Annotated in this window: 23 protein-coding genes; 16 read left to right on the top strand and 7 right to left on the bottom strand. The window is 69.2% G+C overall.

Annotation, left to right across the window (positions count from 1 at the left end):
- Positions 1-59: 59 nt before the first annotated feature.
- On the bottom strand, positions 60-2837 hold the full coding sequence (locus tag V2S05_RS08440) for an immune inhibitor A domain-containing protein (protein WP_413634733.1): 2778 nt from the start codon (positions 2835-2837) through the stop codon (positions 60-62).
- 284 nt (positions 2838-3121) lie between these two features.
- On the opposite strand from V2S05_RS08440, the gene V2S05_RS08435 reads away from it, so the two are divergent.
- From V2S05_RS08435 to V2S05_RS08415, 5 genes are all read left to right on the top strand, one after another.
- Entirely contained in the window at positions 3122-4624 is a 1503-nt protein-coding gene (locus V2S05_RS08435) for a CoA-acylating methylmalonate-semialdehyde dehydrogenase (RefSeq protein WP_413634732.1), read from the top strand.
- 11 nt (positions 4625-4635) lie between these two features.
- A complete protein-coding gene (locus tag V2S05_RS08430; RefSeq protein ID WP_413634731.1) occupies positions 4636-5826 on the top strand; it encodes an acyl-CoA dehydrogenase family protein in 1191 nt (396 codons plus the stop codon).
- A complete protein-coding gene (gene mmsB / locus V2S05_RS08425; RefSeq protein ID WP_413634730.1) occupies positions 5823-6710 on the top strand; it encodes a 3-hydroxyisobutyrate dehydrogenase in 888 nt (295 codons plus the stop codon). The genes V2S05_RS08430 and mmsB overlap by 4 nt, the downstream gene beginning before the upstream one ends.
- Positions 6711-6795: 85 nt before the next feature.
- A complete protein-coding gene (locus V2S05_RS08420; RefSeq protein WP_413634729.1) occupies positions 6796-7572 on the top strand; it encodes an enoyl-CoA hydratase-related protein in 777 nt (258 codons plus the stop codon).
- An 8-nt stretch (positions 7573-7580) separates the two neighbouring features.
- The gene (locus V2S05_RS08415) at positions 7581-8018 is read left to right on the top strand and encodes a putative immunity protein (RefSeq protein ID WP_413634728.1); all 438 of its coding nucleotides are present in this window, start codon (positions 7581-7583) and stop codon (positions 8016-8018) included.
- Positions 8019-8229: 211 nt separating this feature from the next.
- Here V2S05_RS08415 and V2S05_RS08410 read toward each other — a convergent pair whose 3' ends face one another.
- Positions 8230-8766 carry a MarR family winged helix-turn-helix transcriptional regulator gene (locus V2S05_RS08410; RefSeq protein ID WP_413634727.1) on the bottom strand — a complete coding sequence of 179 codons (537 nt, stop codon included), beginning with the start codon at positions 8764-8766 and terminating at the stop codon, positions 8230-8232.
- A gap of 116 nt (positions 8767-8882) precedes the next feature.
- Between V2S05_RS08410 and V2S05_RS08405 the strand changes: the two genes are divergently transcribed.
- From V2S05_RS08405 to pntB, 5 genes are all read left to right on the top strand, one after another.
- Positions 8883-9659 carry an electron transfer flavoprotein subunit beta/FixA family protein gene (locus tag V2S05_RS08405; protein WP_413634726.1) on the top strand — a complete coding sequence of 259 codons (777 nt, stop codon included), beginning with the start codon at positions 8883-8885 and terminating at the stop codon, positions 9657-9659.
- A gap of 1 nt (position 9660) precedes the next feature.
- Positions 9661-10632 carry an electron transfer flavoprotein subunit alpha/FixB family protein gene (locus V2S05_RS08400; protein ID WP_413634725.1) on the top strand — a complete coding sequence of 324 codons (972 nt, stop codon included), beginning with the start codon at positions 9661-9663 and terminating at the stop codon, positions 10630-10632.
- A 2-nt stretch (positions 10633-10634) separates the two neighbouring features.
- Positions 10635-12356, top strand: a complete 1722-nt coding sequence (locus V2S05_RS08395) for a cytochrome b/b6 domain-containing protein (protein WP_413634724.1) — start codon at positions 10635-10637, stop codon at positions 12354-12356.
- 204 nt (positions 12357-12560) lie between these two features.
- The gene (locus tag V2S05_RS08390; RefSeq protein WP_413634723.1) at positions 12561-14114 is read left to right on the top strand and encodes a Re/Si-specific NAD(P)(+) transhydrogenase subunit alpha; all 1554 of its coding nucleotides are present in this window, start codon (positions 12561-12563) and stop codon (positions 14112-14114) included.
- Positions 14111-15511 carry a Re/Si-specific NAD(P)(+) transhydrogenase subunit beta gene (pntB, locus tag V2S05_RS08385; RefSeq protein WP_413634722.1) on the top strand — a complete coding sequence of 467 codons (1401 nt, stop codon included), beginning with the start codon at positions 14111-14113 and terminating at the stop codon, positions 15509-15511. Before V2S05_RS08390 ends, pntB begins: the two co-directional genes overlap by 4 nt.
- A 132-nt stretch (positions 15512-15643) precedes the next feature.
- Here the strand turns inward: pntB and V2S05_RS08380 are convergent, their stop codons facing one another.
- Positions 15644-16153, bottom strand: coding sequence for an N-acetyltransferase family protein (locus V2S05_RS08380; RefSeq protein ID WP_413634721.1), 510 nt, complete (start codon positions 16151-16153; stop codon positions 15644-15646).
- 120 nt (positions 16154-16273) lie between these two features.
- Between V2S05_RS08380 and V2S05_RS08375 the strand changes: the two genes are divergently transcribed.
- The 6 genes from V2S05_RS08375 to rocD all read left to right on the top strand — a co-directional run bounded on the left by V2S05_RS08375 (position 16274) and on the right by rocD (position 20826).
- The gene (locus tag V2S05_RS08375) at positions 16274-16834 is read left to right on the top strand and encodes an acyl-CoA thioesterase (protein WP_413634720.1); all 561 of its coding nucleotides are present in this window, start codon (positions 16274-16276) and stop codon (positions 16832-16834) included.
- Between the two features lie 91 nt (positions 16835-16925).
- Positions 16926-17360 (top strand): hypothetical protein, encoded by a 435-nt coding sequence (locus tag V2S05_RS08370; RefSeq protein WP_413634719.1) that lies wholly within the window; start codon positions 16926-16928, stop codon positions 17358-17360.
- Positions 17360-17575, top strand: a complete 216-nt coding sequence (locus V2S05_RS08365; RefSeq protein ID WP_413634718.1) for a helix-turn-helix transcriptional regulator — start codon at positions 17360-17362, stop codon at positions 17573-17575. The genes V2S05_RS08370 and V2S05_RS08365 overlap by 1 nt, the downstream gene beginning before the upstream one ends.
- 1 nt (position 17576) lies before the next feature.
- Positions 17577-18560 carry an NAD(P)-dependent alcohol dehydrogenase gene (locus V2S05_RS08360; RefSeq protein ID WP_413634717.1) on the top strand — a complete coding sequence of 328 codons (984 nt, stop codon included), beginning with the start codon at positions 17577-17579 and terminating at the stop codon, positions 18558-18560.
- 170 nt (positions 18561-18730) lie between these two features.
- Positions 18731-19609, top strand: a complete 879-nt coding sequence (ddaH, locus tag V2S05_RS08355) for a dimethylargininase (protein ID WP_413634716.1) — start codon at positions 18731-18733, stop codon at positions 19607-19609.
- On the top strand, positions 19606-20826 hold the full coding sequence (gene rocD, locus V2S05_RS08350) for an ornithine--oxo-acid transaminase (RefSeq protein WP_413634715.1): 1221 nt from the start codon (positions 19606-19608) through the stop codon (positions 20824-20826). The genes ddaH and rocD overlap by 4 nt, the downstream gene beginning before the upstream one ends.
- Before the next feature lie 121 nt (positions 20827-20947).
- Here the strand turns inward: rocD and V2S05_RS08345 are convergent, their stop codons facing one another.
- The 4 genes from V2S05_RS08345 to V2S05_RS08330 form a co-directional block, all read right to left on the bottom strand.
- Complete coding sequence (locus tag V2S05_RS08345; RefSeq protein WP_413634714.1) at positions 20948-22807, bottom strand: BCCT family transporter; 1860 nt, start codon at positions 22805-22807, stop codon at positions 20948-20950.
- 29 nt (positions 22808-22836) lie between these two features.
- The gene (locus tag V2S05_RS08340; RefSeq protein ID WP_413634713.1) at positions 22837-23103 is read right to left on the bottom strand and encodes a hypothetical protein; all 267 of its coding nucleotides are present in this window, start codon (positions 23101-23103) and stop codon (positions 22837-22839) included.
- A gap of 75 nt (positions 23104-23178) precedes the next feature.
- Positions 23179-24534 (bottom strand): MFS transporter, encoded by a 1356-nt coding sequence (locus tag V2S05_RS08335; RefSeq protein ID WP_413634712.1) that lies wholly within the window; start codon positions 24532-24534, stop codon positions 23179-23181.
- Positions 24531-24962, bottom strand: coding sequence for a MarR family winged helix-turn-helix transcriptional regulator (locus V2S05_RS08330; RefSeq protein ID WP_413634711.1), 432 nt, complete (start codon positions 24960-24962; stop codon positions 24531-24533). Before V2S05_RS08330 ends, V2S05_RS08335 begins: the two co-directional genes overlap by 4 nt.
- Positions 24963-24974: the final 12 nt, after the last annotated feature.

The raw sequence follows: 24974 nt of genomic DNA, 5'->3' as shown, positions 1-24974 counted from the left end.
GAAGCGCCGGTCACCCGAGGGGGTGACCGGCGCTTCCTGGTGCGGTCAGTGGATGATGATCACTTGACCTGGGGAGGCGTGACCGAGATGAGGGCTGCGGTGTCGTGCTGCATCGACTTCTTCACGGTGATCACCGTGCCGTAGCCGACGCCCGCGTCAGCCGGGTTGCCGCTGCCCAGCACGGTGCCGCCCAGATCGAGACCGTAGAGGTCTGTCGCCGGGGAGCCGTCCGCGTTCACCACGCGAGTGGTGTACGGGGCGTCGCCGACCGACGGCACGACGACCGAGGCGTCGCGCAGCCGGTAGTAGAGGTCCTCGCCGCGGACCTCGATGCCGGGCACCCAGCCCTTGTCGTCGGTGAACGTGCTCACCGCCGGCTGTGGGGCGAGCGTGGTGCACGCCTCGTTGTAGTTCCCATCGACCGAGCAGTCCTTGAACGAGTACGTCGGCTGGGTGCCGAACGCCGCATTCGAGCTCTGTGCACGGCTGGAGATGTTCTTCAACGGCGACGGGTCCATCGCGGCCTGTGCGCCGGTGCGGCGCAGCGGGTCGAAGTGGCTGTCGACGAGAAGCAGGCCGCCCTTGGCGCCCCAGCTGGGCAGGGCCGTGTGGTTGGCGGCGACATGGTTGGTGTCGCCGTAGGTGGTGTCGCGGTACCAGACCAGCGCGCCCGGTGCGTTGTACGGCACCTTCTCGACCTTCCATGCCTCGTCGCTGTACACGGTGGTGTAGCCGTACTTCAGGCCCTCGTCGAAGCCGTCGAGGTTGCGCCACTCGACCAGGTAGTACTGCGCCTTGATCTGCGTGCCGCTGTCGTGGTGCCAGCCGGTCCCGGTCGTGTCGGTCCAGGTGCCGACGGTGGCGGTCCATCCGTTGTCGCCGTTCTCGACGTCGTCCGTCCAGACCGCGGTGTCACCGCTGGTCAGGGCGAAGTCGTCGGCGAACCAACCGCGCTCTTCGAACGCCGCGTCGGTCGCCTGGCGCAGACGCACCTGGATGTCCTGACCGGCGAACGCGGTCAGATCGATGTAGTCGTGGCGCCATCCGTCGGTGGATCCGGTGAGACCGTACTTCTTGCCGCCGAAGTCCTTCAGGCGACCATTCGGGTCGGAGTAGCCGTCGTCGGTCGAGACCAGGTTGCCGGCCTCGTCGTAGACCTTCTGCTCGCCCCACGTCTTGCCGCCGTCGGTCGACACCTCGACGAAGCCGAAGTCCCAGTCCTCTTCGATGACGTAGTCGTTCCACATCCAGAACTGTGCGTCTGCCGGCACGTCGTCGATCGAGCGGCTGAGCGTCACGTCGGCCCAGCTCTGGTCGGCGCCGGAGTACCACATGTCCGCACCGCTGTGCGGGGTCGTCAGCACGATCTTCTTGTCGGGCAGATTCACCTTGATGCCGTCCTCGGTGCCCTTCTTCGGGCGCGAGGTCTGGCCGACCTTGATCGTGCGCGAGCGCTCGCCGGGGTTCACGACCTCCGGCTCGACCCAGCCGAGGATCCACTTGTCCCAGAGTCCCATGTGCGTGGGCATCGACTGGAAGATCGGACCCGAGTGGGAGCCCGAGCTCATCAGATCCCAGAAGTCGATGTCGGAGTTGCCGGCGTTCGACGTGTCGTACAGGTCGGGCAGACCCAGGTCGTGGCCGTACTCGTGGGCGAACACGCCCACCCCCGAGTCCTCGGGCTGCACGATGTAGTTGGAGATCTTCAGATCGGTGCCGGGGATCGTCGCACCGCCGGCCACAGCCGAGGAGTGCGCCCAGATGGCGTAGGTGCCCTCGGCCCCGCCGCCGCCGGACTTGTCGGCGCCGGCGTGCACGAGCACGACGTGGTCGATCACGCCGTCCGGCTCGAGCACGTTGCCGTCGCCGTCACGGTCGCCCTGGTCTTCGATGTCGTAGTCGGCCCAGGGGAAGTCCGGGTTCTGAGCCGCCACGGCGGCGACGGCGTCGATCGGCAGCTGACCCGGTCCGAGCGGGTTGTCGGGGTGCCCCTGCATGTCCTGCATCGCCCCGGCCTCCCATTCGCCGGCGTCGTTCTTGTGGCAGACGGTGGCGCCGTAGTAGCCCTCGGAGTGCGGCACCGTGACCCACTCGGTCGCGGATCCGCTGAGCGAGTATCCGCCCCGGGACATCTCCTCGTACATGTTCTTCATGGTGTAGCCCGAGATGTCGAAGCCGGGCTTGCCGTCGGGACCCGTCAGATCTGTGCGCACTCGCTCGGTGATGCCCTCCTCGGTGAACAGCATCTTGTTGAAGTGCTCACTCGAGAAGTCCGGCACCCACATCGAGTTGTTGTCGAGGTGCTCGCTGTCGGCCGGGTTCGGGATGTTGTTGTGCAGCGTCGGACCCTGCACGCTGCCCGGCTTGCAGTCGGTGGCACCGAACTCGGTGGGCACGTACTGGTCGCTGAAGTCGTCGGTGCCATCGAACTCGACGAGGATGGTGAGCAGCTTCGCCTGCTGCGTGGTCTTCGCCTTCTTCAGCTGCTTGGGGCTCTTTCCCGTCTTCAGGGACTTCGCCTCGGTCTTGGCCAGCTGCGCTGCTGCCTTGGGGTTGCCGGAAGCGAACTTCTGGTCGTGGGCTTCGGCCCGCTCGAGTGCCTTTCCGCTCACCGAGCGCTTCTGCCGACCACTCGTGTCGGCGATCGGCGTGTCGGCGGGCACCTCGACGATGCTGTCGGTGCGCGGAGCGACGTAGTTCATGTAGTACTCGCCGGCTCCGATCTCGGGCGCCGCCAGTGGCGCCCTGCTGTCGGGCGACGGGGCCGCCGTCGCGGTCGCGCTGCCGAGGGCCGTGAGGCCCGCGGCTGCGATCACGAAGGCGGACGTTGCAGCCACCGCGCGTCGTCGCGCTGGGGCAGTCCGTTGTGACATTGCTTCTCCCTCCGGACACCGTCGCGCAGGGGTCTCGCAACGGTGCGAAATGAACCACCCCGATCGGGGCGGACCTATACGGGTTTACCTGGAGAAACGCTGAGAGGGAAGAGGGAACCCAAGAAAAGTTGAACTGGTGAGCGGACGAGGCCGCGCCGCTGCACTGCTAGTAGGGGTCCCTAGTAATTACTCGGGATGCCGCGTATCGTGGTCACTGTGCCAAAGACGGCGCAGAGGAGTGTCACACAATGACTCGTACGATCCCCCATTTCATAGGCGGAACGCACGTCGAAGCCACCGGCGGACGCATGGCCGACGTCTTCGAACCGAGCACGGGAGCCGTGCAGGCACGTGTTCCCCTCGCCACGACCGACGAGGTCCGCGCCGCGATCGACGTCGCCGAGGCGGCGCAGCCCGACTGGGCCGCGACCAACCCGCAGAAGCGCGCCCGCGTGCTCATGCGCTTCGTCGACCTTGTGAACCGCGACATGGACGAGATCGCCCGCCTGCTCTCGAGCGAACACGGCAAGACCTTCGAAGACGCCAAGGGTGACGTGCAGCGCGGCCTCGAGGTCATCGAGTTCTGCATCGGAGCCCCGCACCTGCTCAAGGGGGAGTACTCCACCGGCGTCGGCACCGGCATCGACGTCTACTCGATGCGCCAGCCGCTGGGGGTGGTGGCGGGCATCACGCCATTCAACTTCCCCGCCATGATCCCGCTGTGGAAGGCCGGGCCTGCCATCGCTTGCGGCAACACCTACGTGCTCAAGCCCAGCGAGCGCGACCCCTCCGTGCCGGTCAAGCTCGCCGAGCTCTTCGTCGAGGCGGGTCTTCCCGCCGGCGTCTTCAACGTCGTGCACGGCGACAAGGAGGCGGTGGATGCCCTGATCACCGACCCGCGCATCCAGGCGGTCGGCTTCGTCGGCTCCACCCCGATCGCCGAGTACATCTACACGACCGCGACCGCCAACGGCAAGCGCGCCCAGTGCTTCGGCGGGGCGAAGAACCACCTCATCGTGATGCCTGACGCCGACCTCGATCAGGTAGCCGACGCCCTGATGGGCGCCGGATTCGGCTCGGCGGGCGAGCGCTGCATGGCGATCTCGGTCGCGGTGCCGGTGGGGGAGGAGACAGCGGATGCCCTGGCGGCCAAGCTCACCGAGCGCGTCGCCGAGCTGAAGGTCGGCCCATCGCTCGAGGCGGGGGTGGACTACGGCCCGCTCGTCACACGGGATGCCGTGAACCGGGTCACCGGCTACATCCAGCAGGGCGTCGACGAGGGCGCCACTCTGCTCGCCGACGGCCGCGGCTTCTCCGTCGACGGCCATGAGGAGGGCTTCTACCTCGGACCCACCCTGTTCGATCACGTCACCACCGACATGGCGATCTACCGCGAGGAGATCTTCGGCCCGGTGCTCGTCATCGCGCGTGCCGCCGATTACGAAGAGGCCCTGACGATGGCATCCGACCACGAGTACGGCAACGGCGTGTCGATCTTCACCCGCGACGGCGACGCCGCGCGCGATTTCACCGCCCGCGTGAACGTCGGCATGGTCGGCGTGAACGTGCCGATCCCGGTGCCGATCGCGTACTTCACCTTCGGCGGATGGAAGCGCAGCGGATTCGGCGATCTGAACCAGCACGGCACCGACGCCTTCCGGTTCTACACGAAGACCAAGACGGTGACGAGCCGCTGGCCCTCGCATGGGGTGCGCGACGGCGCGAGCTTCGTCATCCCCACGATGTCCTAGGAGCCGCAGCCATGACCATGATCGAACCCACCACCGTCACCGCCGAAGAGCGCGAGGCGATCCTCGGCGCCGTGCGTGAGTTCGCCGAGACCGAACTCGCACCTTTCGCCGCTGAGCGCGACGAGAAGCACATCTTCCCGCGAGAGTCGCTGCACCGAGCCGGCGAACTGGGCCTGGGCGGCATCTACGTCGGCGAGGAGTTCGGCGGAACCGCGCTGAGCCGCACCGACACCGTCGCCATCTTCGAGGAGCTCGCCAAGGGCGACCCGGCGGTCGCCGCGTACATCTCCATCCACAACATGGTGGCGTGGATGATCGACACCTACGGCGACGACGATCAGCGCTCGCAGTGGCTGCCGGCGCTGACTGCGATGCAGGAGTTCGGCGGCTACTGCCTGACCGAGCCGGGTGTCGGATCGGATGCCGCGAACCTCGCCACCAGCGCCGTTCGCGACGGCGACGGCTACCTGATCACGGGTGTGAAGCAGTTCATCTCGGGTGCGGGCGAGGCCGGGGTCTACGTCGTCATGGCGCGCACCGGCGATCAGGGCTCCGGCGCGAAGGGCATCTCGGCGTTCCTCGTGCCCGGTGATGCCGAGAACCTCAGCTTCGGCGCCAACGAGAAGAAGATGGGCTGGCACGCCCAGCCCACCCGCCAGGTCATCTTCGACGGAGTTCGGGTTCCGGCATCCGCCCTGCTCGGGGAGGAGGGGCGCGGCTTCGCGATCGCCATGTCGGCGCTCAACGGGGGCCGGCTGAACATCGCCGCCTGCTCGCTGGGCGGCGCGCAGTGGGCGATCGAGAAGGCGGTGCAGTACGTGCACGAGCGGGTCGCGTTCGGCGAGCCACTCGCCGAGAAGCAGTCGATCCTGTTCGCGATCGCCGACATGCGCACCGAGCTGCAGGCCGCGCGCCTGATGGTGCGCGACGGTGCGCAGGCGGTCGACGAGAGGACTCCGGATGCCACGATGCGCTGCGCCATGGCCAAGCGCTTCGCCACCGATGCGGGCTTCGAGGTCGCCAACCGGGCGCTTCAGCTGCACGGCGGCTACGGCTATCTGCAGGACTACGGCATCGAGCGGGTGGTGCGCGATCTGCGCGTGCACCAGATCCTGGAGGGGACGAACGAGATCATGCGGCTCATCGTCGGACGCGAGATGCTGCGCCCGGCGGGCTCGGCGTCTATGCGGAGCGCATCATGACCCGCATCGCCTTCCTCGGGCTCGGGCACATGGGACTGCCCATGGCCGTGAATCTCGTGCAGGCGGGGCACGACGTGCACGGGTTCGACCTCGTGCCCGCCGCGATCGACGCCGCGCGCGAGGCGGGCATCCCGGTCGCCGCCAGCGGCGCCCAGGCGGTGGCGGATGCCGAGGTCGTGATCACGATGTTCCCGGCCGGCAGGCACGTGATCGCCGCATACCAGGACGAGCTGCTCGCGGCGGCGCCGCCGGGGACCCTGTTCATCGAATCGTCGACCATCGCCGTAGACGAGGCGCGCACCGCGCACGAACTGGCGATCGCCGCGGGACACCGCAATGTCGACGCACCCGTCTCGGGCGGAGTGGTGGGCGCCGAGAACGGCACACTCGCTTTCATGGTCGGCGGCTCCGACGAGGACTTCGCCTCGGCGCTGCCGCTGCTCGAGGCGATGGGCAAGCGCATTGTGCACTGCGGCGGGCCGGGCCTCGGTCAGGCGGCGAAGGTGTGCAACAACATGATCCTCGCGGTGTCGCAGATCGCGGTCGCCGAGGCGTTCGTGCTCGGCGAGCGACTCGGTCTCGAGCATCAGGCGCTGTTCGACGTGGTCTCACAGGCATCCGGTCAGTGCTGGTCGATCACGACCAACTGCCCGGTCCCTGGGCCGGTGCCGACCAGCCCGGCCAACCGCGACTACCAGCCCGGCTTCGCCGGAGCGCTGATGGCGAAGGATCTCGGCCTCGCCCTGCAGGCGATAGACCAGACCGGAACGGATGCCAGGATGGGCCGTCTCGCGCAGCAGCTGTACGCCGCATTCGCGGAGGGCGAGGGTGCGGGTCGTGACTTCTCGGGCATCATCACCGACATCCGCGAGGGCACGGTCTAACGCAGCCTCAGGTGGGAACGGCTGCGACGCCGTGGCGACCTGAGATACTGGAGGCGCCGCGATGTGGCGGCGGGAGGGGAGCGACATGTCCGAGTACGAGACGATCCTTGTCGAACAGCGAGGACGGGTGGGCTGGATCACCCTCAACCGGCCGGAGGCGCTGAACGCGCTGAACGGCCAGGTCTCCGAGGAGGTCGCGGCTGCGGCATCCGCCTTCGATGCCGACGACAGCGTCGGCGCGATCGTGGTGACCGGCTCGGAGCGCGCGTTCGCCGCGGGCGCCGACATCAAGGAGATGGAGTCGAAGACCGGCGCCGAGATGCTCGACACCGACCACTTCGGCGCATGGACCCGCTTCGCCGCGGTCAGGACTCCCGTGATCGCCGCCGTGTCGGGATACGCGCTCGGCGGCGGCTGCGAGCTGGCGATGATGTGCGACATCATCCTCGCCGCCGACACCGCCACCTTCGGCCAGCCCGAGATCAACCTCGGCGTCGTGCCCGGGATGGGCGGCACGCAACGCCTGATCCGTGCGGTCGGCTACTACAAGGCGGCCGAGCTCATCCTGTCGGGCCGGCTGATCAAGGCCGACGAGGCCGAGCGGATCGGACTGGTCTCGCGCATTGTGCCAGCGGCCGACCTGCTCGCCGAGGCGAGCTCGCTCGCCGAGACGATCGCATCCAAGTCGCTGCCGTCGCTGTACGCGGCCAAGGCGACTCTCGATGCCGCGATGGAGACCACCCTCGAAGCAGGCCTCGACGTCGAGAAGCGCCAGTTCGCCGCACTCTTCGATACGGCGGACCAGAAGGAGGGGATGGCCGCGTTCCGTGAGAAGCGCCCCCCTCATTTCCAGCACCGATGAGAATCGCCATGCACGCACTGCCTGACGACGACGACCTGACCCTCTCAGAGGGCGACCGCCGCGAGCTCGTGCAGTGGACGGTGGCCTGCGCCGAGCGGATGCTGCCGCTGTTCCTTGCCGAACGACCGAACGACAGCCGTCCCCGGGATGCCCTCGACGCCGCGCAGGCGTTCCTGCGCGGCGAACTCGGCATCGACGAGGTGCGAGAGCGCGCCTTCGCCTGCCACGCCGCAGCCCGCGAATCGAGGGATCCGAACGCCATCGCCGCCGCTCGCGTGTGCGGGCAGGCGGCGGCCGTCGCGCACATGGCCGGGCACGCCAGGCAGGTGCCCCGCTACACGGCCAAGGCGTTCCCGGGCGACCGCTCACGCCGCGACGAGGAGCTCGCCTGGCAGCGGATGCGCGTGCCCGAGCGCTTCGACCACTACGTCTACGAGGGCGACTGAGCGCACGCATCGCGCGCCGGGCGATCCTCGCGAGACTTGCTTTCCAGCACGAGACGGCGCCTCTGGAGCACTGTTTCGTGCTGGAACCCAAGTCTCGCGGGCTGGGGCCGGCGCGGCTGCGGGGTGCGGCTGCGGGGCGCGGCCGGGCACGAGCAGCCTCAGTTCGCTCATGCCGGTGACCCTAGATGCCCGGTCGTCGTCGCGACAGGGGTCAGAGCGGGTCGGGCAGCGGCCGCGGGTCGGTGAAATCGCCGGCGTTCTTGCGCAGGCGCGCGACGATTCCGACGAGCGACGCCGCGTCGTCGGCGTCGAGCCCGGGGGAGGAGAACACCTCGGTGTTGAGTGCGGCGGTGGCGCGCTCGACGAGGTCTCGGCCCGAGTCGGTCAGAGTCAGCAATGCGGCGCGGCCGTCGTGCGGGTGCGGGTCGCGGCGAACGAGACCGTCGCGCACCAGACGCTCGGCGGTGCTGGTCACGCTGGTGGCGTGCACCTGCAGGCGAGCGACGACGCTCGACAGCGGCAGCGTGCCGGTGCGGCTGAACGCGAGCAGACGCAGCACCTCGTAGCGGGCGAACGTCACCTCGAAGGGCTTGAGAGCGGCATCCACCCGGGCCAGCAGAAGCTGCTGCGCCCGCATGACCGAGGTCACCACGGCCATGCCCTCCGCCGCATCGGTCCAGCCATGCGCGAGCCATTGCCGCTTCGCCTCGGCGAGAGGGTCGATGGGAAGCGGGCGGGGACGAGCCATGGGTCAACGGTATCGGCAAGCCGGCCCGCCTGCGTGCGACACTCAGTATCATTGGTAGTGACACCTGATTCCAGATGATCACGCGGGTAGGATCGAACCTGCGTGAGGGAGGTTCGATGAAGATCTACGTCCTGGTGAAGGAAGTGCCCGACACCTACGGAGACCGCAAGCTCGATCTCGAGACCGGTCTGGCTGATCGATCGGCGGGTGATGTCGTGCTCGATGAGATCACCGAGCGGGCGCTCGAGGTGGCGCTGTCGTACGCCGACAAGAACCCGGGAACCGAGGTGGTGAGCCTGTCGATGGCTCCCGAATCCGCCACGGCATCCGTCCGCCGGTCGCTGGCCATCGGCGCAGGCTCCGCCGTCCACGTCGTGGACGAGCAGCTGCGCGGCGCCGACCTCACTCTCACCGCAGAGGTGCTCGCCGCCGCGATCCCCCGCGGCGAGCCCGACCTGGTCATCACCGGCAACCTGTCGACCGACGGAGTCGGCGGCGTCATCCCCGCGATGCTCGCCGAGCACCTCGGCTGGGCGCAGGCGACCGCACTCAGCGCGGTAGAGATCGGCGACGGGCAGCTGACCGGCACCCGCGCCGGCGACGCGGGCACACAAGATGTGACGGTGCCGCTGCCGGCGGTCATCTCCATCACCGAGGCGCTTCCGGATGCCCGATTCCCCAACTTCAAGGGCATCATGGCCGCGAAGAAGAAGCCCCTCGAGGTGCTCTCGCTGGCGGACCTCGGCGTCTCGGCCGACCCGGCCGTTGCTCCCCGCACGATCATGACGAGCGTCGCGGAGAAGCCGGCGCGAGCCGCCGGAGTCAAGATCACCGACGAGGGCGACGCCGCAGCGCAGCTCGTCGAGTTCCTCGCGCAGAACAGGCTGGTGTGACATGGCGTACCCCGAGAAGTCGATCCTCGTCCTCGTCGACGTCGACCCGTCCGGCGATGCCGCCAGCAGCACGGCGGCGCTGATCGGCGCCGCCTCGGCGATAGGAGCGCCGGTGGCGCTGATCGTCGGGGGCGGCCAGGCGGCCACCGACGCGGCGGCTCAAGCCGGCGCGCAGGTCGTGCTCACTGCTGCCGGTGACGCATCGTCGCTGACCGTGCCCGCCGTCGACGCTCTGCAGGCGGCCTACCGACAGGTGCAGCCGGACGCTGTGCTCATCTCCAATTCGATCGCCGGTCGCGATGTCGCAGGCCGCTTCGCCGTGCGCGAGAAGCTCGCTCTCTCGGTCGACGTGGTCGGCGTCTCCCGCGACGACGAGGGTGTGACCGCGCAGCACTCCGTGTACGGCGGCTCGTACCTCACCGAGTCGGCGCCCACCTTCGGCGTGCCCGTGATCACTGTGCGGCAGGGAGCGGTCGACGCACGCGCCGAGGCCGTCGCCTCGCCCGTGGTCGAAGAGCTGGCGGTCACGCCGTCCGGCGCCGCGACCGCCGCCGCCGGCGAGATCGCAGCCGAGGAGAAGACGTCGTCGCGCCCCGAGCTGCGCGGTGCCACCCGGGTCGTCTCGGGCGGGCGCGGCCTGGGCTCGAAGGAGAAGTTCGTTCTCGTCGAGCAGCTCGCCGACGCGCTCGGTGCCGCCGTCGGCGCGTCGCGCGCGGCGGTGGATGCCGGGTACATCCCGTACGCACACCAGGTCGGTCAGACCGGTGTCTCGGTGTCGCCGCAGCTGTACGTCGCGCTCGGCATCTCGGGCGCGATCCAGCACCGTGCCGGCATGCAGACCGCGAAGACCATCGTGGCGATCAACAAGGACGGCGACGCTCCGATCTTCGACGTCGCCGACTTCGGCATCGTCGGTGACGTGTTCACCGTGGTGCCGCAGCTGATCGAGGCGCTCGAAGCCCGGAAGAAGTGACCATGGCCGGATCGATCCGCCGCGGACTCCCGCGAGTGAAGGGCGGCGAGCCGTGGCCTCCCGCGACCGAGGTTGAGGCCGCCGACGCTGTCGAATCCGCCCAGCCCGCCGAGCTCCCCACCTCGCCGACGACAGCGCGGGACCTCGCCGAGAGCACGGCTCCTTCGCGTGAACAGCCCGTGCAGTCGTCGACGTCCGGTGCTCTCGACGAGCGGCTTTCGGATGCCCCTGCGCCGACCGGCGTGAGCCTGCGGCGCGGACTTCCGCGCGTGCCGGGCGGGGAGCCCTGGCCCCCCGCGGAGGCCGCAGTCGTGGCATCCGTCGCCGCTGCCACCACCGAGCCCGTGGCCGGCGCGTCCAGTGAACGCGATCTCGCCGAGAACACGGGTCCTTCACGCGAACAGGCCGTGCCGTCGGCGACATCCCGTGCTGTCGACGCAAAGGCGAGCCCGGCGATTGCGCACGCAGCGGCAGGGGCGGATGCCGGAGTCGCGGTGCGACGCGGGCTTCCGCGCGTCGCAGGAGGGGAGCCGTGGCCTCCGGCCGGCACCGTGCCCGTGACCGCACACGTCGGGGCAGCGGCTGCGACCCAGGAGGCTGCGACCCTCGAGGAGACGACTGCCGCGACCGTCGCGAGAGAGTCCGCTCCGGTGACAGAGATCGCCGCGCCCGTAGACGCTCCGGCCGGCCAGGAAGTCGTCGCCTTGGCGTCCAGGCCCGACGTCTCGACCCCGCTGCCGTATCCGCGCACGGTGTGGCAAGGTCGCGCTCCGCGGCACGCGGCCGCTCCGTTGCCCGAGCCCTCGCCTCTGCGGCCGGGGTGGCCGCGGGCCATCGGAGGGCTGTTGGGACTGGCATCCCTCGGCCTGGTGGCGGTCGCGGCGGTCTTCCTCGTCCGCGCATTCCTCAGCCTCCCGCTGATGCAGGACTTCCTGGCGGCCTACCCGGGCGAGTACCACCCGGCCGTCGACGTCGAGCCGGGCTTCGCGCCGTGGGCGAACTGGGCGCACTTCTTCAACATGTTCCTCATGGTGCTGATCATCCGCTCGGGCCTGCGCGTGCGCAGCGAGAAGCGGCCGACGGTGTTCTGGACGCCGCGACGCAACGCCAAGGGCAAGATCAGCCTCACACTCTGGTTCCACCAGGCACTCGACCTGCTGTGGATCATCAACGGCGTCGTCTTCGTCGCGCTGCTGTTCACCACCGGCCACTGGGCGCGCATCGTGCCGACGAGCTGGGATGTCTTCCCGAACGCGCTGTCGGCGGGGCTGCAGTACCTCTCGTTCGACTGGCCGACCGACAACGGCTGGGTGAACTACAACAGCCTGCAACAGCTGGCCTACTTCGTCACGGTGTTCGTCGCCGCTCCGCTCGCGATCGTCACCGGGTTCCGGATGTCGGGTCTGTGGCCGAAGAAGGCCGAGGGGCTGTCGAAGGCGTACCCGGTCGAGTGGGCGCGTGCGCTGCACTTCCCGGTGATGCTGTACTTCGTCGCGTTCATCATCGTGCACGTCGCGCTCGTGTTCCTCACCGGGGCGCTGCGCAACCTCAACCACATGTTCGCCGCTCAGGGATCGGTCGACGGCGCCGCGTATGCCGCGAACTGGACGGGATTCTGGGTGTTCGTGCTCGCGATGGCCGTGATCGCCGGTGGCTGGTTCGCCGCGCGTCCGCTGGTGCTCGCTCCGATCGCGAAGCTGTTCGGGCAGGTGTCCGGCCGCTGAGCCAGCCCCTCCACCACCCCTGCCGTCTTCGCCCCCTCTGAATCGCGCGATTCAGAGGGGGCGATAGCGTTCGGAGGGCGCTGATTTCGCTGGAAGGTAAGAAGGCGTGTTCTTGAGGTGTCATCTGAACCGGATGCCGTCGTATCCTTCCGCCCGCTCAGTAGTCTGAGCCCACCGGCGAAGACGCCAGTGGGAGGGAACGCGATGACGCGGATAGGAATCGTGCGGGAAGGGCCGGAGGAGGCGCGCGTCGCCGCGACCCCGGACACCGCACACAGGCTCAGCACGCTCGGCTACGAGGTGGTCGTCGAGATCGGGGCGGGGGAGCGCTCGGCGTACCCGGATGCCGCGTACGCGGCATCCGGCGCCCGCCTGGTCTCTCAGGCGGAGGCGTGGGCGAGCCCGGTCGTGCTCAAGGTGAACCCGCCCACGGATGCCGAGATCGCCCGCCTCGCTGACAACGCCACCCTCATCGGGCTGCTCTCTCCGGCACTGCGCCCGGACCTGATCCAGAAGCTCGCGCAGCGGGGGATCACGGCGATCGCGCTCGACGCGGTGCCGCGCATATCACGGGCGCAGTCGATGGACGTGCTCAGCTCGATGGCGAACATCGCCGGGTACCGCGCGGTGGTCGAGGCGGCGAACGAGTTCGGGCGCTTCTTCACCGGTCAGGTGACAGCCGCCGGCAAGGTGCCCCCGGCGAAGGTGCTCGTCGCCGGAGCCGGTGTCGCCGGGCTCGCGGCGATCGGGGCGGCGTCGAGTCTGGGCGCGATCGTGCGCGCCACCGATCCGCGCCCCGAGGTGGCCGACCAGGTCTCATCGATCGGCGGCACCTACCTGCCCGTCGACGTGGAGGTCGAGAAGTCCTCCGACGGGTACGCCAAAGCCACCAGCGCGGACTACGACCGCCGCGCCGCGGAGATCTACACCGAGCAGGCTGCCGACGTCGACGTCATCATCACGACGGCGCTGATCCCCGGGCGCGCCGCCCCTCGGCTGATCACCGCCTCCGACGTCGCACAGATGAAGCCGGGCAGCGTGATCGTCGACATGGCGGCCGCCCAGGGCGGAAACGTCGAGGGGTCGGTGGCCGGGAAGCGCGTCGTCACCGATAACGGCGTGATCATCCTCGGGTACACCGACCTGGCCTCGCGCCTGGCGACCCAGGCATCCCAGCTCTACGGCACGAACGTCGCCAACCTCGTCGCCCTGCTCACTCCGAACGACGACGGGGCGATCACGATCGACTTCGACGACATCGTGCAGCGCTCGGTCACCGTCGTGCGCGACGGTGAGATCACCTGGCCGCCACCGCCCGTGCAGGTCGCCGCCGCGCCCCAGGCATCCGCTCCGGAGACTGCATCCGCGTCGATACCCGAGAAGAAGCCGATGTCGGCCGGCAAGAGGGCCGGTCTGATCGTCGCGGGCATCGCCGCGCTGTTCCTCGTGAACGCGTTCGCGCCCGCTCCGCTGCCGCAGCACTTCACTGTGCTGATGCTCTCGGTCGTGATCGGCTTCTACGTGATCGGCCAGGTGCACCATGCGCTGCACACGCCGCTCATGTCGGTGACGAACGCCATCTCCGGCGTGATCATCGTCGGCGCGATGCTGCAGATCACCGACGCGAACCCCGTGGTGCAGGTGATCGCCGCCGTCGCCGTGCTCGTGGCCAGCATCAACATCTTCGGCGGCTTCGCGGTGACCCGACGGATGCTCGGCATGTTCACCCTCGGGCCGGCGAGGGGAGCCGACAAGTGAGCGTCGACGCCCTCGCGGCCGCGGCGTACATCGTCGCGGCCCTGCTCTTCATCCTCAGCCTGGCCGGTCTCAGCCGGCACGAGTCGGCCCGGGCGGGAGTGATCTACGGGATCACAGGGATGGTGATCGCGCTGGGGGCGACTCTGACGCTCACCATCGCGGACGCCTGGGGGACGGCCGGTGCGACGCTCGGCCTGAGCCTGTTCGGCGCCGGCGTGCTGATCGGCGCCGCGATCGGACTCTGGCGGGCACGGGTCGTGCAGATGACGCAGATGCCCGAGCTGATCGCCCTGCTGCACAGCTTCGTCGGTCTCGCCGCCGTGCTGGTCGGCTGGAACGGGCACCTGGCCCACGCGCCCATCCCGGCTGAGCTGGTCGGCATCCACAACGCCGAGGTCTTCATCGGCATCTTCATCGGCGGCGTCACCTTCACCGGCTCGATCGTCGCCTACCTGAAACTGTCGGCGAAGATGTCGTCGCGTCCGCTGATGCTGCCCGGCAAGAACGTGCTCAATGTCGGCGCGCTCGCCGCGTTCGTCGCGCTGACCGTCTGGTTCGTCGTGGATCAGCAGCTGTGGCTGCTCATCGCGGTGACAACGCTGGCCTTCGCGCTGGGGTGGCACCTCGTGGCATCCATCGGCGGCGGCGACATGCCCGTCGTCGTGTCGATGCTCAACAGCTACTCCGGATGGGCGGCGGCCGCCGCCGGCTTCCTGCTCAACAACGATCTGCTGATCGTCACCGGCGCGCTCGTCGGCTCGTCCGGTGCGTACCTGTCGTACATCATGTGCAGGGCGATGAACCGGTCGTTCCTGTCGGTGATCGCCGGCGGCTTCGGCATCACGGCAGCCGCGTCTTCGGATGGCGAGCATGGCGAGCATCGCGAGGTCAGTGCGGAGGGGGCCGCGGCCATGCTGTCCCAGGCGCAGACGGTGATCATCACACCCGGCTACGGCATGGCCGTCGCGCAAGCGCAGTACCCCGTCGCAGACCTCGTCGCGCGGCTGCGCGAGCGCGGCGTCGAGGTGCGCTTCGGCATCCATCCCGTCGCAGGCCGCCTGCCCGGGCACATGAATGTGCTGCTCGCCGAGGCGAAGGTGCCGTACGACATCGTGCTGGGCATGGACGAGATCAACGACGACTTCGCGTCGACCTCGGTCGTGCTCGTGATCGGCGCGAACGACACGGTCAACCCCGCCGCCGCCGAGGACCCCGGCAGTCCCATCGCCGGGATGCCCGTGCTGCGCGTCTGGGAGGCCGAGAACGTCATCGTCTTCAAGCGCTCGATGGCCGCCGGCTATGCGGGCGTGCAGAACCCGCTGTTCTTCCGCGACAACGCGCAGATGCTGTTCGGCGATGCGAAGGAGCGGGTAGAGGACATCATCCGCGCGCTCTGACCCGGCCGCCCCCGCCCGGACGCCCCTACGCCGACACCCCCGGTTGTAGCCGAGGCCCCCAGCTGTGAACGTCCACAGCCAGGGGTCTCGGCACGAACCCGGGGTCTCGGTGAAGAAAAGGCAGGCGCCGCGTCAGGCGCGCACGAACCGCACCTCGGTGAGCGTCTCGCCCAGGAACGGCTCGGTGTGGCTCTCGCCGTCGAGGGTGAACCCGTTGCGCTGGTAGAACCGGTGCGCGCGGGGGTTGTCTTCGGCCACCCACAGGTAGCACGGCTCGTTCTCGTAGACGGCGGCATCGAACAGCTTCTGGCCGATGCCCGTGCCGTGGTGCTCGTCGAGCAGGTAGATGAAGTACAGCTCGCGCAGCGCCGGGGCGTCCTTGTCGCGGGCCGGACCCGAGCCGACGAAGCCGACGATCTCGCCATCGACCAGAGCCGCGCTCATGCGGAAGTCGTCGCCCTGGCGAGCCCAGTTCGTCCACAGCTCGGCCATGCGGCGAGGGGAGATGCGCTCGAGGGCGGCCTTGCTGATCAGGTGGTCGTAGGTCTCGTGCCAGCACTGCGCGTGGACGCGACCCAGGGCCTCCGCATCGACATCGCGGACGGGTCGGACGATGATCTCGGTATGGGCTTCGGTGCTCATGTGCGTGACTCTACGCGCCGCCGTCGCGGAGGTGAAATCGGTGACCGACACATGCGCCGCCCTGTGGTGTTCAGCCAATGAAGTTGGGCGAACCATCGTGGATCACTACTATCGCCCCTTGTGAACGTGATCTGGCGCACCGTCCTCGTCATCCTCCAGGCGCGACGGCGCACGCGGCGCAGCGGTGCCCTCGAGCCGTCCGCCGTCAGCCGCATCCGGCTCACCACGCTGCCGACCGACATCGACATCCTGCGGCACATGAACAACGGCCGCTATCTGTCGCTGTTCGACCTGGGGCGCTGGGATCTGCTGATCCGCACCGGCCTGTTCGACGCGATGAAGGATCGCGGCTGGTACGCGGTCGTCTCGAGCGAGACGGTCACCTTCCGCAAGTCGCTGCAGCTGTGGCAGCGCTTCGACGTCGAGTCGCGCTTCGTCGGTCACGACGACAAGGCGGTCTTCCTCGAGCACCGCGCCGTCGTCGACGGCGAGGTGTACGCGCGGGTGATCGTGAGATCGCGGATGCTGCGCCGCGGCGGCGGCACCGTCAGCAACGAGGAGCTGTTCGCCGCCGTAGGCAAGCCCGCCGGCCTGCCCGAGGTCGAGCCGTGGATCCACGACTGGGCATCGGCCTCGGCGCTGCCGTCGACGAGGAAGCCCGCGCCCAGCATCTGGCGCTGACCAATCCCCGCGGCAATGTAAAGAATTCTTGACATCGCGGCCGTTCGGGTCTTACTCTCCATGTAAAGAATCTTTGACATGGAGGTCTGTCATGGTCTATCACGAACGCGTGGCGTGGGCGCAGCTCATCGCGTCGGTCATCACGATCACGGGCTACGTCGTCATCGTGCTCGTGCAGGCCGGCGGCGGCGACATCAGCACGGTTGACTGGTTGCCACTGATGCTGTGGACGATCGGCGCGGGCATCGCGCTGAGCATCCTGATCAGTGTCGCGTGGGGTATCGTCGCCGGAGTCCGCGATCCGCAGTCGGCGACCGCCTCCGACATCCGCGACCGCGACATCAGCCGGCTCGGCGGTCGTGTCGAGCACGCCTTTCTCGTGATCGACGGACTCGGCGTGATCGCGCTGTGCGCCGTCGGCGCCGAGCTGTTCTGGGTCGCGCAGACGATGTTCGCCGGGTTCGCCGTCTCGGCATTCGTCGGCGGCATCGCACGGGTGACCGCCTACCGTCGCGGGCTGGTCTGATGGTCAAGCCCACGCTCGTCACCAACACGATCCGTGCGTGGCGTGAGCAGACCGGGATGACCCAGGCCGAGCTCGCCGCTCTGATCGGCGTCACCAGGCAGACGCTCATCGCGATCGAGCAGGGGAAGTACTCGCCCACGCTCGAACTCGCCTTCCAGATCGCCCACGCGTTCGACGTGGGAATCGACGACGTCTTCCAGTATCCGGAGGCATGACATGACCGAGACGATGAACGCGTGGGAGCAGGGCCAGTACGGGCCCGCGTCGGGGGTGCGCCCCGCGCAGCGCCCGATGCCGCAACCCGGCAGGAACGAGGTGCTGCTGGCAGTGCGGGAGACCGCCCTCAATGCGGCAGACGTGCACCTCATGGCCGGCGAACCGCTGCTGCTGCGGCTCGTGTACGGCATCCGTCGCCCGCGCAACCCCGTGCGCGGCATGGACGTCGCGGGCACAGTCGTCGCCGTGGGCGCGGGGGTCGCCTCGGCGCGCGTCGGCGACGAGGTCGTGGTCGAGCTGCCCGGCGGGGGAGGACTCGCCGAGTACGCGGTCGCCCCCGTCTCGCGGCTCGCGCACCGGCCGCCGACGGTGAGCGCGGTCGACGCCGCCACCCTGCCGATGGCCGGCGGGACGGCGTGGCAGGCGCTGGATGCCGCGGCGGTCGGCGACGGCCATCGCGTGCTCGTGCTCGGAGCATCCGGCGGTGTCGGCACCTTCGCCGTGCAGCTCGCGGCCATACGCGGAGCGCGGGTCGACGCGACCTGCGCTGCGCGCAATCGCGACGTGCTCGAGAAGCTCGGCGCCACCGTGATCGACCGCAGCACACCCGCGGTGCAGCTGCCAGCCGACACCTACGACGCCGTGATCGAGATCGCCGGCCGGGCTCCGCTGCGAGCGCTGCGCCGGCTCGTGCGCGACGACGGGACGGTGGTGCTGGTCGGGGGTGACGACGGACGGGTGCTCGGCCCCGTGCCCCGGATGCTGAGGGCGGCGCTGCTCTCACTCGGCCCGCGCCGGCGCATCCGGTCGCTGGCCGCGACGGCCCGGCCGGAGATCGTGCGGCGGCTTCTCGAGCTGGCCGCCGCCGGCAGGCTGCATGCCGTGATCGAGCGCGGGTTCCCGTTCTCGGATGCCGGCTGCGCGCTCGCCCACGCCGAGGCGGGCCACACGGTCGGGAAGGTCGTCGTGCACGGCGGGGAGTGACGGCGTCGGTCGCGGCGGTCGGGCACGGAGGGTGGCGGCATCCAGCATCCGGATGCAAAAATGGTGGTGGCGTGCCTGTGTCGCATCTTCCCCGTGCTCCCACCGAGGAGCGGGTCGAACTTCCGCCAGGCCCCTGGACAGCGTCCGCCGCACCTTCCCGAGGAGCACTCATGTCCACGCCTGAAACCGCGACGGTGACCAACACCGCGACCCGCACCGCTCACCACCGCCGCTACCTGATGTGCCGTCCCGAGCACTTCACGGTCAACTACTCCATCAACCCGTGGATGGAGCCCACCCGGCCCACCGACACCGCCAGGGCAGTCGCGCAGTGGCAGAAGCTGTACGACCTGTACCTCGAGCTGGGCCACGAGGTCGAGCTCATCGAGCCGCTCGCCGGGTACCCCGACATGGTCTACACCGCCAACGGCGGGTTCGTCATCGGCGGGCGCGCCTACGTGCCCGAGTTCCGCTTCGTCGAGCGCCAGGGCGAGGCGCCCGCCTTCGCCGACTGGTTCCGTGCCAACGGCTTCGACACCGTCATGCCCGCCGAGGTCAACGAGGGCGAGGGCGACTTCCTGCTCGTCGGCGACGTCATCCTGGCCGGCACCGGCTTCCGCTCCACCGGCGACAGCCACCGCGAGGTCGGTGAGGTCTTCGGCCGCGAGGTCGTCTCACTCAACCTCGTCGACCCGCGCTTCTACCACCTCGACACCGCCATCGCGGTGCTCGATCCGGTGCAGGGCGTCGAGAACGGCGGTCCCGAGCGCGCCAACATCGCCTACCTGCCCGGTGCGTTCGACGACGCCAGCCGCGCGATCCTCGAGGAGCGCTTCCCGGATGCGATCCTCGTCTCCGATGAGGACGGCGCGGTGTTCGGTCTGAACTCTGCGAGCGACGGCTACAACGTGATCATCTCGCCGCGCGCGAAGGGCTTCGAGCGGCAGCTGCGCGAGCGCGGCTACAACCCGATCACTGTCGACCTGTCGGAGCTGCTGCTCGGCGGCGGCGGCATCAAGTGCTGCACGCTCGAACTGCGGGGTGCATGATGTCGACGATCGAGACTGAGGCCGTGCTGCACGAGGGGGCGAACCCCGAGCCGCACGTCGCCGAGAACTACCACCCGCTGCCCGTCGTCGTCGCCGAGGGTGACGGGGTGTGGGTGACGGATGCCGACGGCAAGCGCTACCTCGACTTGCTCGCGGCGTACTCGGCCGTGAACTTCGGCCACCGGCATCCCGCCATCGTCGAAGCGCTCGTCGCGCAGCTGGGCCGCGTCACGCTCACCAGCCGGGCGTTCATGAACGACCAGCTCGAGCCGTTCGCCGCCGCGCTCGCCGAACTGTGCGGCAAAGACCTCGTGCTGCCGATGAACACCGGCGCCGAGGCGGTCGAGACGGGCATCAAGGTCGCCCGTGCGTGGGGCTACCGGGTCAAGGGCATCGCCGAGGGGCGGGCGCGCATCATCGTCGCGGCCGGCAACTTCCACGGCCGCACGACCACGATCATCAGCTTCAGCGACGACGAGCAGGCGCGCGACGACTTCGGCCCGTACACGCCGGGTTTCGACACGGTGCCGTACGGGGATGCGGATGCGATCGCCGCCGCGATCACCGATGACACCGCTGCGGTGCTCATCGAGCCGATCCAGGGTGAGGGTGGCGTGATCATCCCGCCCGAGGGCTACCTGCGCCGGGTGCGCGAGATCTGCGACGAGAAGAACGTGCTGTTCATCGCCGACGAGATCCAGTCGGGACTCGGCCGGGTCGGCGAGACCTTCGCGTGCGACCGCGAGGGCGTCGTGCCCGACCTCTACCTGCTCGGCAAGGCGCTCGGCGGGGGCATCCTGCCCGTCTCGGCCGTCGTCGGCGACCGCGACGTGCTGGGCGTCATCCGTCCGGGCGAGCACGGCTCGACCTTCGGCGGCAACCCGCTTGCCGCCGCGGTCGGCCGCAAGGTCGTGGAGATGCTCAGCACGGGCGAGTTCCAGGAGCGGGCTCGTCAGCTGGGCGCTCACCTCGCGGCCGCCCTCGAGTCGCTCGTCGGTCACGGCGTCACCTCGGTGCGCATCGCCGGGCTGTGGGCGGGCGTCGACATCGACCCGGCGTACGGCACCGGCCGCGAGGTCGCCGAGAAGCTGCGCGAGCGGGGCGTGCTCGTCAAGGACACGCACGGTCAGACGATCCGCATCGCGCCGCCGCTGGTGATCCGGTCGACCGAGCTCGACTGGGCGGTCGAGCAGCTGCGCCTCGTGCTCGAGGGCTGACCGCGCGGGGCGCTACGCGCGCCGAGCCGCGCCGCACGCGCCGCGAGACTTCCGTTCCAGCACGAGACCGAGCGCACAGCGCCATGTCTCGTGCTGGAAGCGAAGTCTCGCGGGAAGGGAGTCAGTCCTTCAGGAAGGGCCCGGTGTCCTGCTGGCGGGCATCCGGATCGTCGAGGCCGGACAGCTCGTCTTCGGCAATCAGCTGGTCGACGTCGAGTGTCGACGGCGTGGCGTCGACGTGGCTCTCGGCCGACAGAGCTCCCGGCGTCGCCCGCGCGGGGTCGGCCGGTGCGACGGGCAGCCGGAAGGTGCGCTGCACACGGCGCATCCATCGCGGCTGGGCGCCGAACACCCCGGTCGCGTCGTGCGCCTCGACCTCGAGCCCGTAGTAGTCGCCGATCTTGTCGATGAACTGGGCGCGCTCGGCCTTCGCGTACGCGCGCCGCTCACGGCTGAACGCGACCACCGTCGACCAGCACATCAGCAGCATGACGACGCTGAACGGCAGCGCGATCGTGATGGCCGCCGTCTGCAGCGCGGTCAGACCGCCCGAGAGTAGCAGCGCGATGGCGAGCAGCGCGGTCACCGCGACGAAGAAGACCCGGATCCAGCGCTTGGGCTCGGGCTGGCCGCCCGTGGCGATCATCCCCATCACCAGCGCGCCGGAGTCGGCCGACGTGATGAAGAAGATCGCGAGCAGCAGGATCGCGCCGATGCTCACGATCGTCGAGCCGGGAACGTTCTGCAGCAGCGCGAACAGGGCGCCCTGCAGGTCGACCGTGCCGTCGGCGCCTGTGAGCGTGCCGGGCTCCCTGAGCTCGAGTGCGAGCGCTGATCCGCCGAGCACGGCGAACCACAGGATGCCGAGCAGCGTCGGCACCAGGATCACCCCGACGACGAACTCCCGCACGGAGCGGCCCTTCGACACCCGAGCGATGAAGATGCCGACGAACGGCGCCCACGAGATCCACCAACCCCAGTAGAACGAGGTCCACGATGCCTGCCATTCCTCGCCGGCGGCGCCCTGGAAGGCGCTGACGTTGAACGACAGCCCGACGAAGTTCTGGATGTAGTAGCCGATCGACTGCACGAAGTCGCGCAGCAGGAACTCGGTGGGCCCCATCACCAGCAGGTAGACGACCAGGATGCCGGCGAGTACGAGGTTCGCGTTCGAGAGCCACTTCATGCCCTTGGTCACGCCCGACAGCACCGACATCAGCACGAACACCGAGATGACCAGGATGAGGATGACCTGGGTCGTCTCGTCGGGATCGGCGATGCCGGCCGAGTGCAGACCGGCGCTCATCTGCAGCACGCCGAGACCCAGCGAGGTGGCGACGCCGAACAGCGTGCCGACGAGTGCGATCACATCGATCGCGTGGCCCCAGCCGCCCTCGACCTTCTTGCCGAGCAGCGGCTCGAGCGTCCAGCGGATCGAGATCGGGCGCCGCCGGCGGTGGATCGCGTAGGCGAGTGCGAGACCGATCACCACGTAGATCGACCAGGCGTGCACGCCCCAGTGCAGGTAGGTCTGGCCGAGCGCCGCCTGGGCGAGCTGCTCGGGCGTGCCCTCGACGCCGGGGCGAGGATTCGTGAAGTGCGACAGCGGCTCGCTGACGCCGTAGAACACCAGGCCGATGCCCATACCCGCGGCGAACAGCAGCGCGAACCAGCTCATCGCCGAGAATTCGGGCTCTTCATCATCGCGCCCGAGCTTGATGTCTCCGAAGCGGCTGAACCCGAGGAACAGGCAGAAGATCACGAAGAACGCGGCGATCAGCACGTAATACCAGTTGAACGCGTTGACGATGCTCGTCTGCACCGCGTCGAACGCCGACTCGGCGACGCCGGGCAGCAGGAGGGCGAACAGCGCGAACGCCACGACGACGATCGCGGCCGGCCAGAAGACCCACCGAAGCACCTGCGGGGTGCGCTGGGTGGACACCGTGCCCGGATCCGTCGTGTCTCTGCTCTCGCTCATGCCGCCTACGGTACCGGGATCAGGCGCGCTCACGCGGGAGTGTCATCGGGGTCGAGCGACTTGAGCGCGTCGCGCTCCACGGCCGTGTCTGCCGTCAGCTGGTCTTCGGTGTTATCGTCGCCGCCCAGGGGGGCGTCGTCGTCGAGGGGTTCGGCCGGGGCGCCGTCGGCGGATGCCGCGGGCTGGGCCTGCCTGGCCTCACGCTGACGCGGCATGCCGGTGCCCAGCGGGTCGTGCCCGGGCACGTGGGGGTGCTGACCGTCGGGGGAGCCGTACGTCGGGGTCTGCTCGTTCATGCCCGAGAATGTATGCGCCCGGCGGCGCCCGGTCATACCCCCTTGACAGTGCGCGGCTGGCGGAGGAGCGGCAGCTCAGTCCTCGTCCGCGCGGGTGTCGGTCAGCCGGATGGGCGTGGCGGTGGTGGGCCGATCGTCGAACGAGCCGGGGTCCATGGCCCGGATCACCGACAGCGGCCGCGTCTCGTCGAGAGTCAGTCGGAAGCGCTGCCCGTCGCGACGGTGCAGTCGGCCCGACCACAGCATCCAGCCCACCCCGATTCCGAACGCGACGATGCCGGCTATGCCGCCGACGGTGATCGCCGTTCGCGCCGAGAAGGTGTCGACTATCCATCCGGCGATCGGCGCGCCGATCGGAGTGGACCCCATGATGACCGCCATGTAGAGCGCCAGAACGCGCCCGCGCAGCGCCGCGTCTGTCGTGGTCTGCACGTACCCGTTGGCGGTCGTGAGCATCGACACGGTCGAGAAGCCGACGAGAACCAGCACCGTCGCGTACGTCAGGTAGGTGGGCATGGCGGCCGAGACGACGGATGCCACCCCGAACCCTCCCGCGGCCATCACCAGCACCCGCACCCGTGCCCGATCGCGCCGCGCCGCCAGCAGGGCTCCCGTCAGCGAGCCGATCGCGAGCACCGAGCTGAGCAGGCCGTAGCCGTCTGCGTCGCGTCCGAACTCGAGCGCCATGGTCGACGCGAAGATGGGGAAGTTCATGCCGAACGCGCCGATGAGGAAGACCATCACGAACACGACCATGAGGTCGGGTCGGCCCCACACGTACCGGAAGCCTTCGCCGAGGCCGCCGCCGCGTCTGCTCTTCACACGCGGTGTCAGCTCGTTCACCCGGATCAGGGTCAGGGCGATGATCATCGCGAGGAACGTGACCGCATTGGCGACGAATACCCAGCCCGACCCGAGCAGCACGATGAGGATGCCGCCGACCGCCGGTCCGACCAGACGTGCCATGTTGAAGGCCGCCGAGTTCAGCGCTACGGCGTTCGAGGTGTCTTCGAGGCTCACCATGTCGGAGACGAACGCCTGCCTGGCAGGAGCATCGAATGCGTTCGCGACGCCGAACGCGGCGGCGAAGACGAACATCAGCGGCAGGGTCATCGCCCCGGTGAGCAGCAGCGCCGCCACGCCGAGAGCGAGCATCATGAGTGCGGTCTGGGTGCACAGCAGCACCTTGCGTCGATCGAAGCGATCGGCCACCCAGCCCGTCAGGCTCACGAGCACGAGGGGAGGGCCGAACTGCAGGGCCATGGTGACGCCCATGGCGGTGGCGTCGTTGTCGGTGAGCTCGGTCAGCACCACCCAGTCCTGAGCGGTGGCCTGCATCCACCCGCCGATGTTCGAGATGACACCGCCGAGGAACCAGGTGCGGTAGTTGAAGCTGCGGAACGAGCGGAACATGCCGGAGGAGGCGCTCATGCGTCGGCCATCCTCTTCAGCAGGGCCGACGCGGCATCCAGCACCGCGAGCTCATCGTCGTCGAACTGCTGCGCGTCGATGAGGTCGGCCAGCAGACGGTTGCGCTTGCGGATCGTCTCGATCACGACGCTTTCACCCTGCGGGGTGAGCTCGACGTATACCCGACGCCGGTCGTGCTCGTCGGGCACGCGGACCACGAGGCCGAGCTCGGCGAGTCCGTTCACCGTGGCGCTCATGGTCGGCGCGGTCACGTGCTCGTGCTCGGCGAGACCGGAGAGGGTGCGCCGTCCGTGCACGCGCAGCGCACCGAGGGTGGCCAGCTGCGCATCGCTCATCGCGTCGAGTGCGCGGGCGGATCGAAGCCGGCGGGTGAGGCGGAACAGTGCATAGCGCAGCTCGGCGGCGGAATCGTCGGAATCGGCAGTCATTACTTAGATAGT

It is taken from the genome of Microbacterium sp. OR16, assembly GCF_047306725.1.
Classification (GTDB): domain Bacteria; phylum Actinomycetota; class Actinomycetes; order Actinomycetales; family Microbacteriaceae; genus Microbacterium.
Note: the sequence above shows the minus strand (reverse complement) of the source record. Positions and strands in the feature narration are given on the sequence as shown.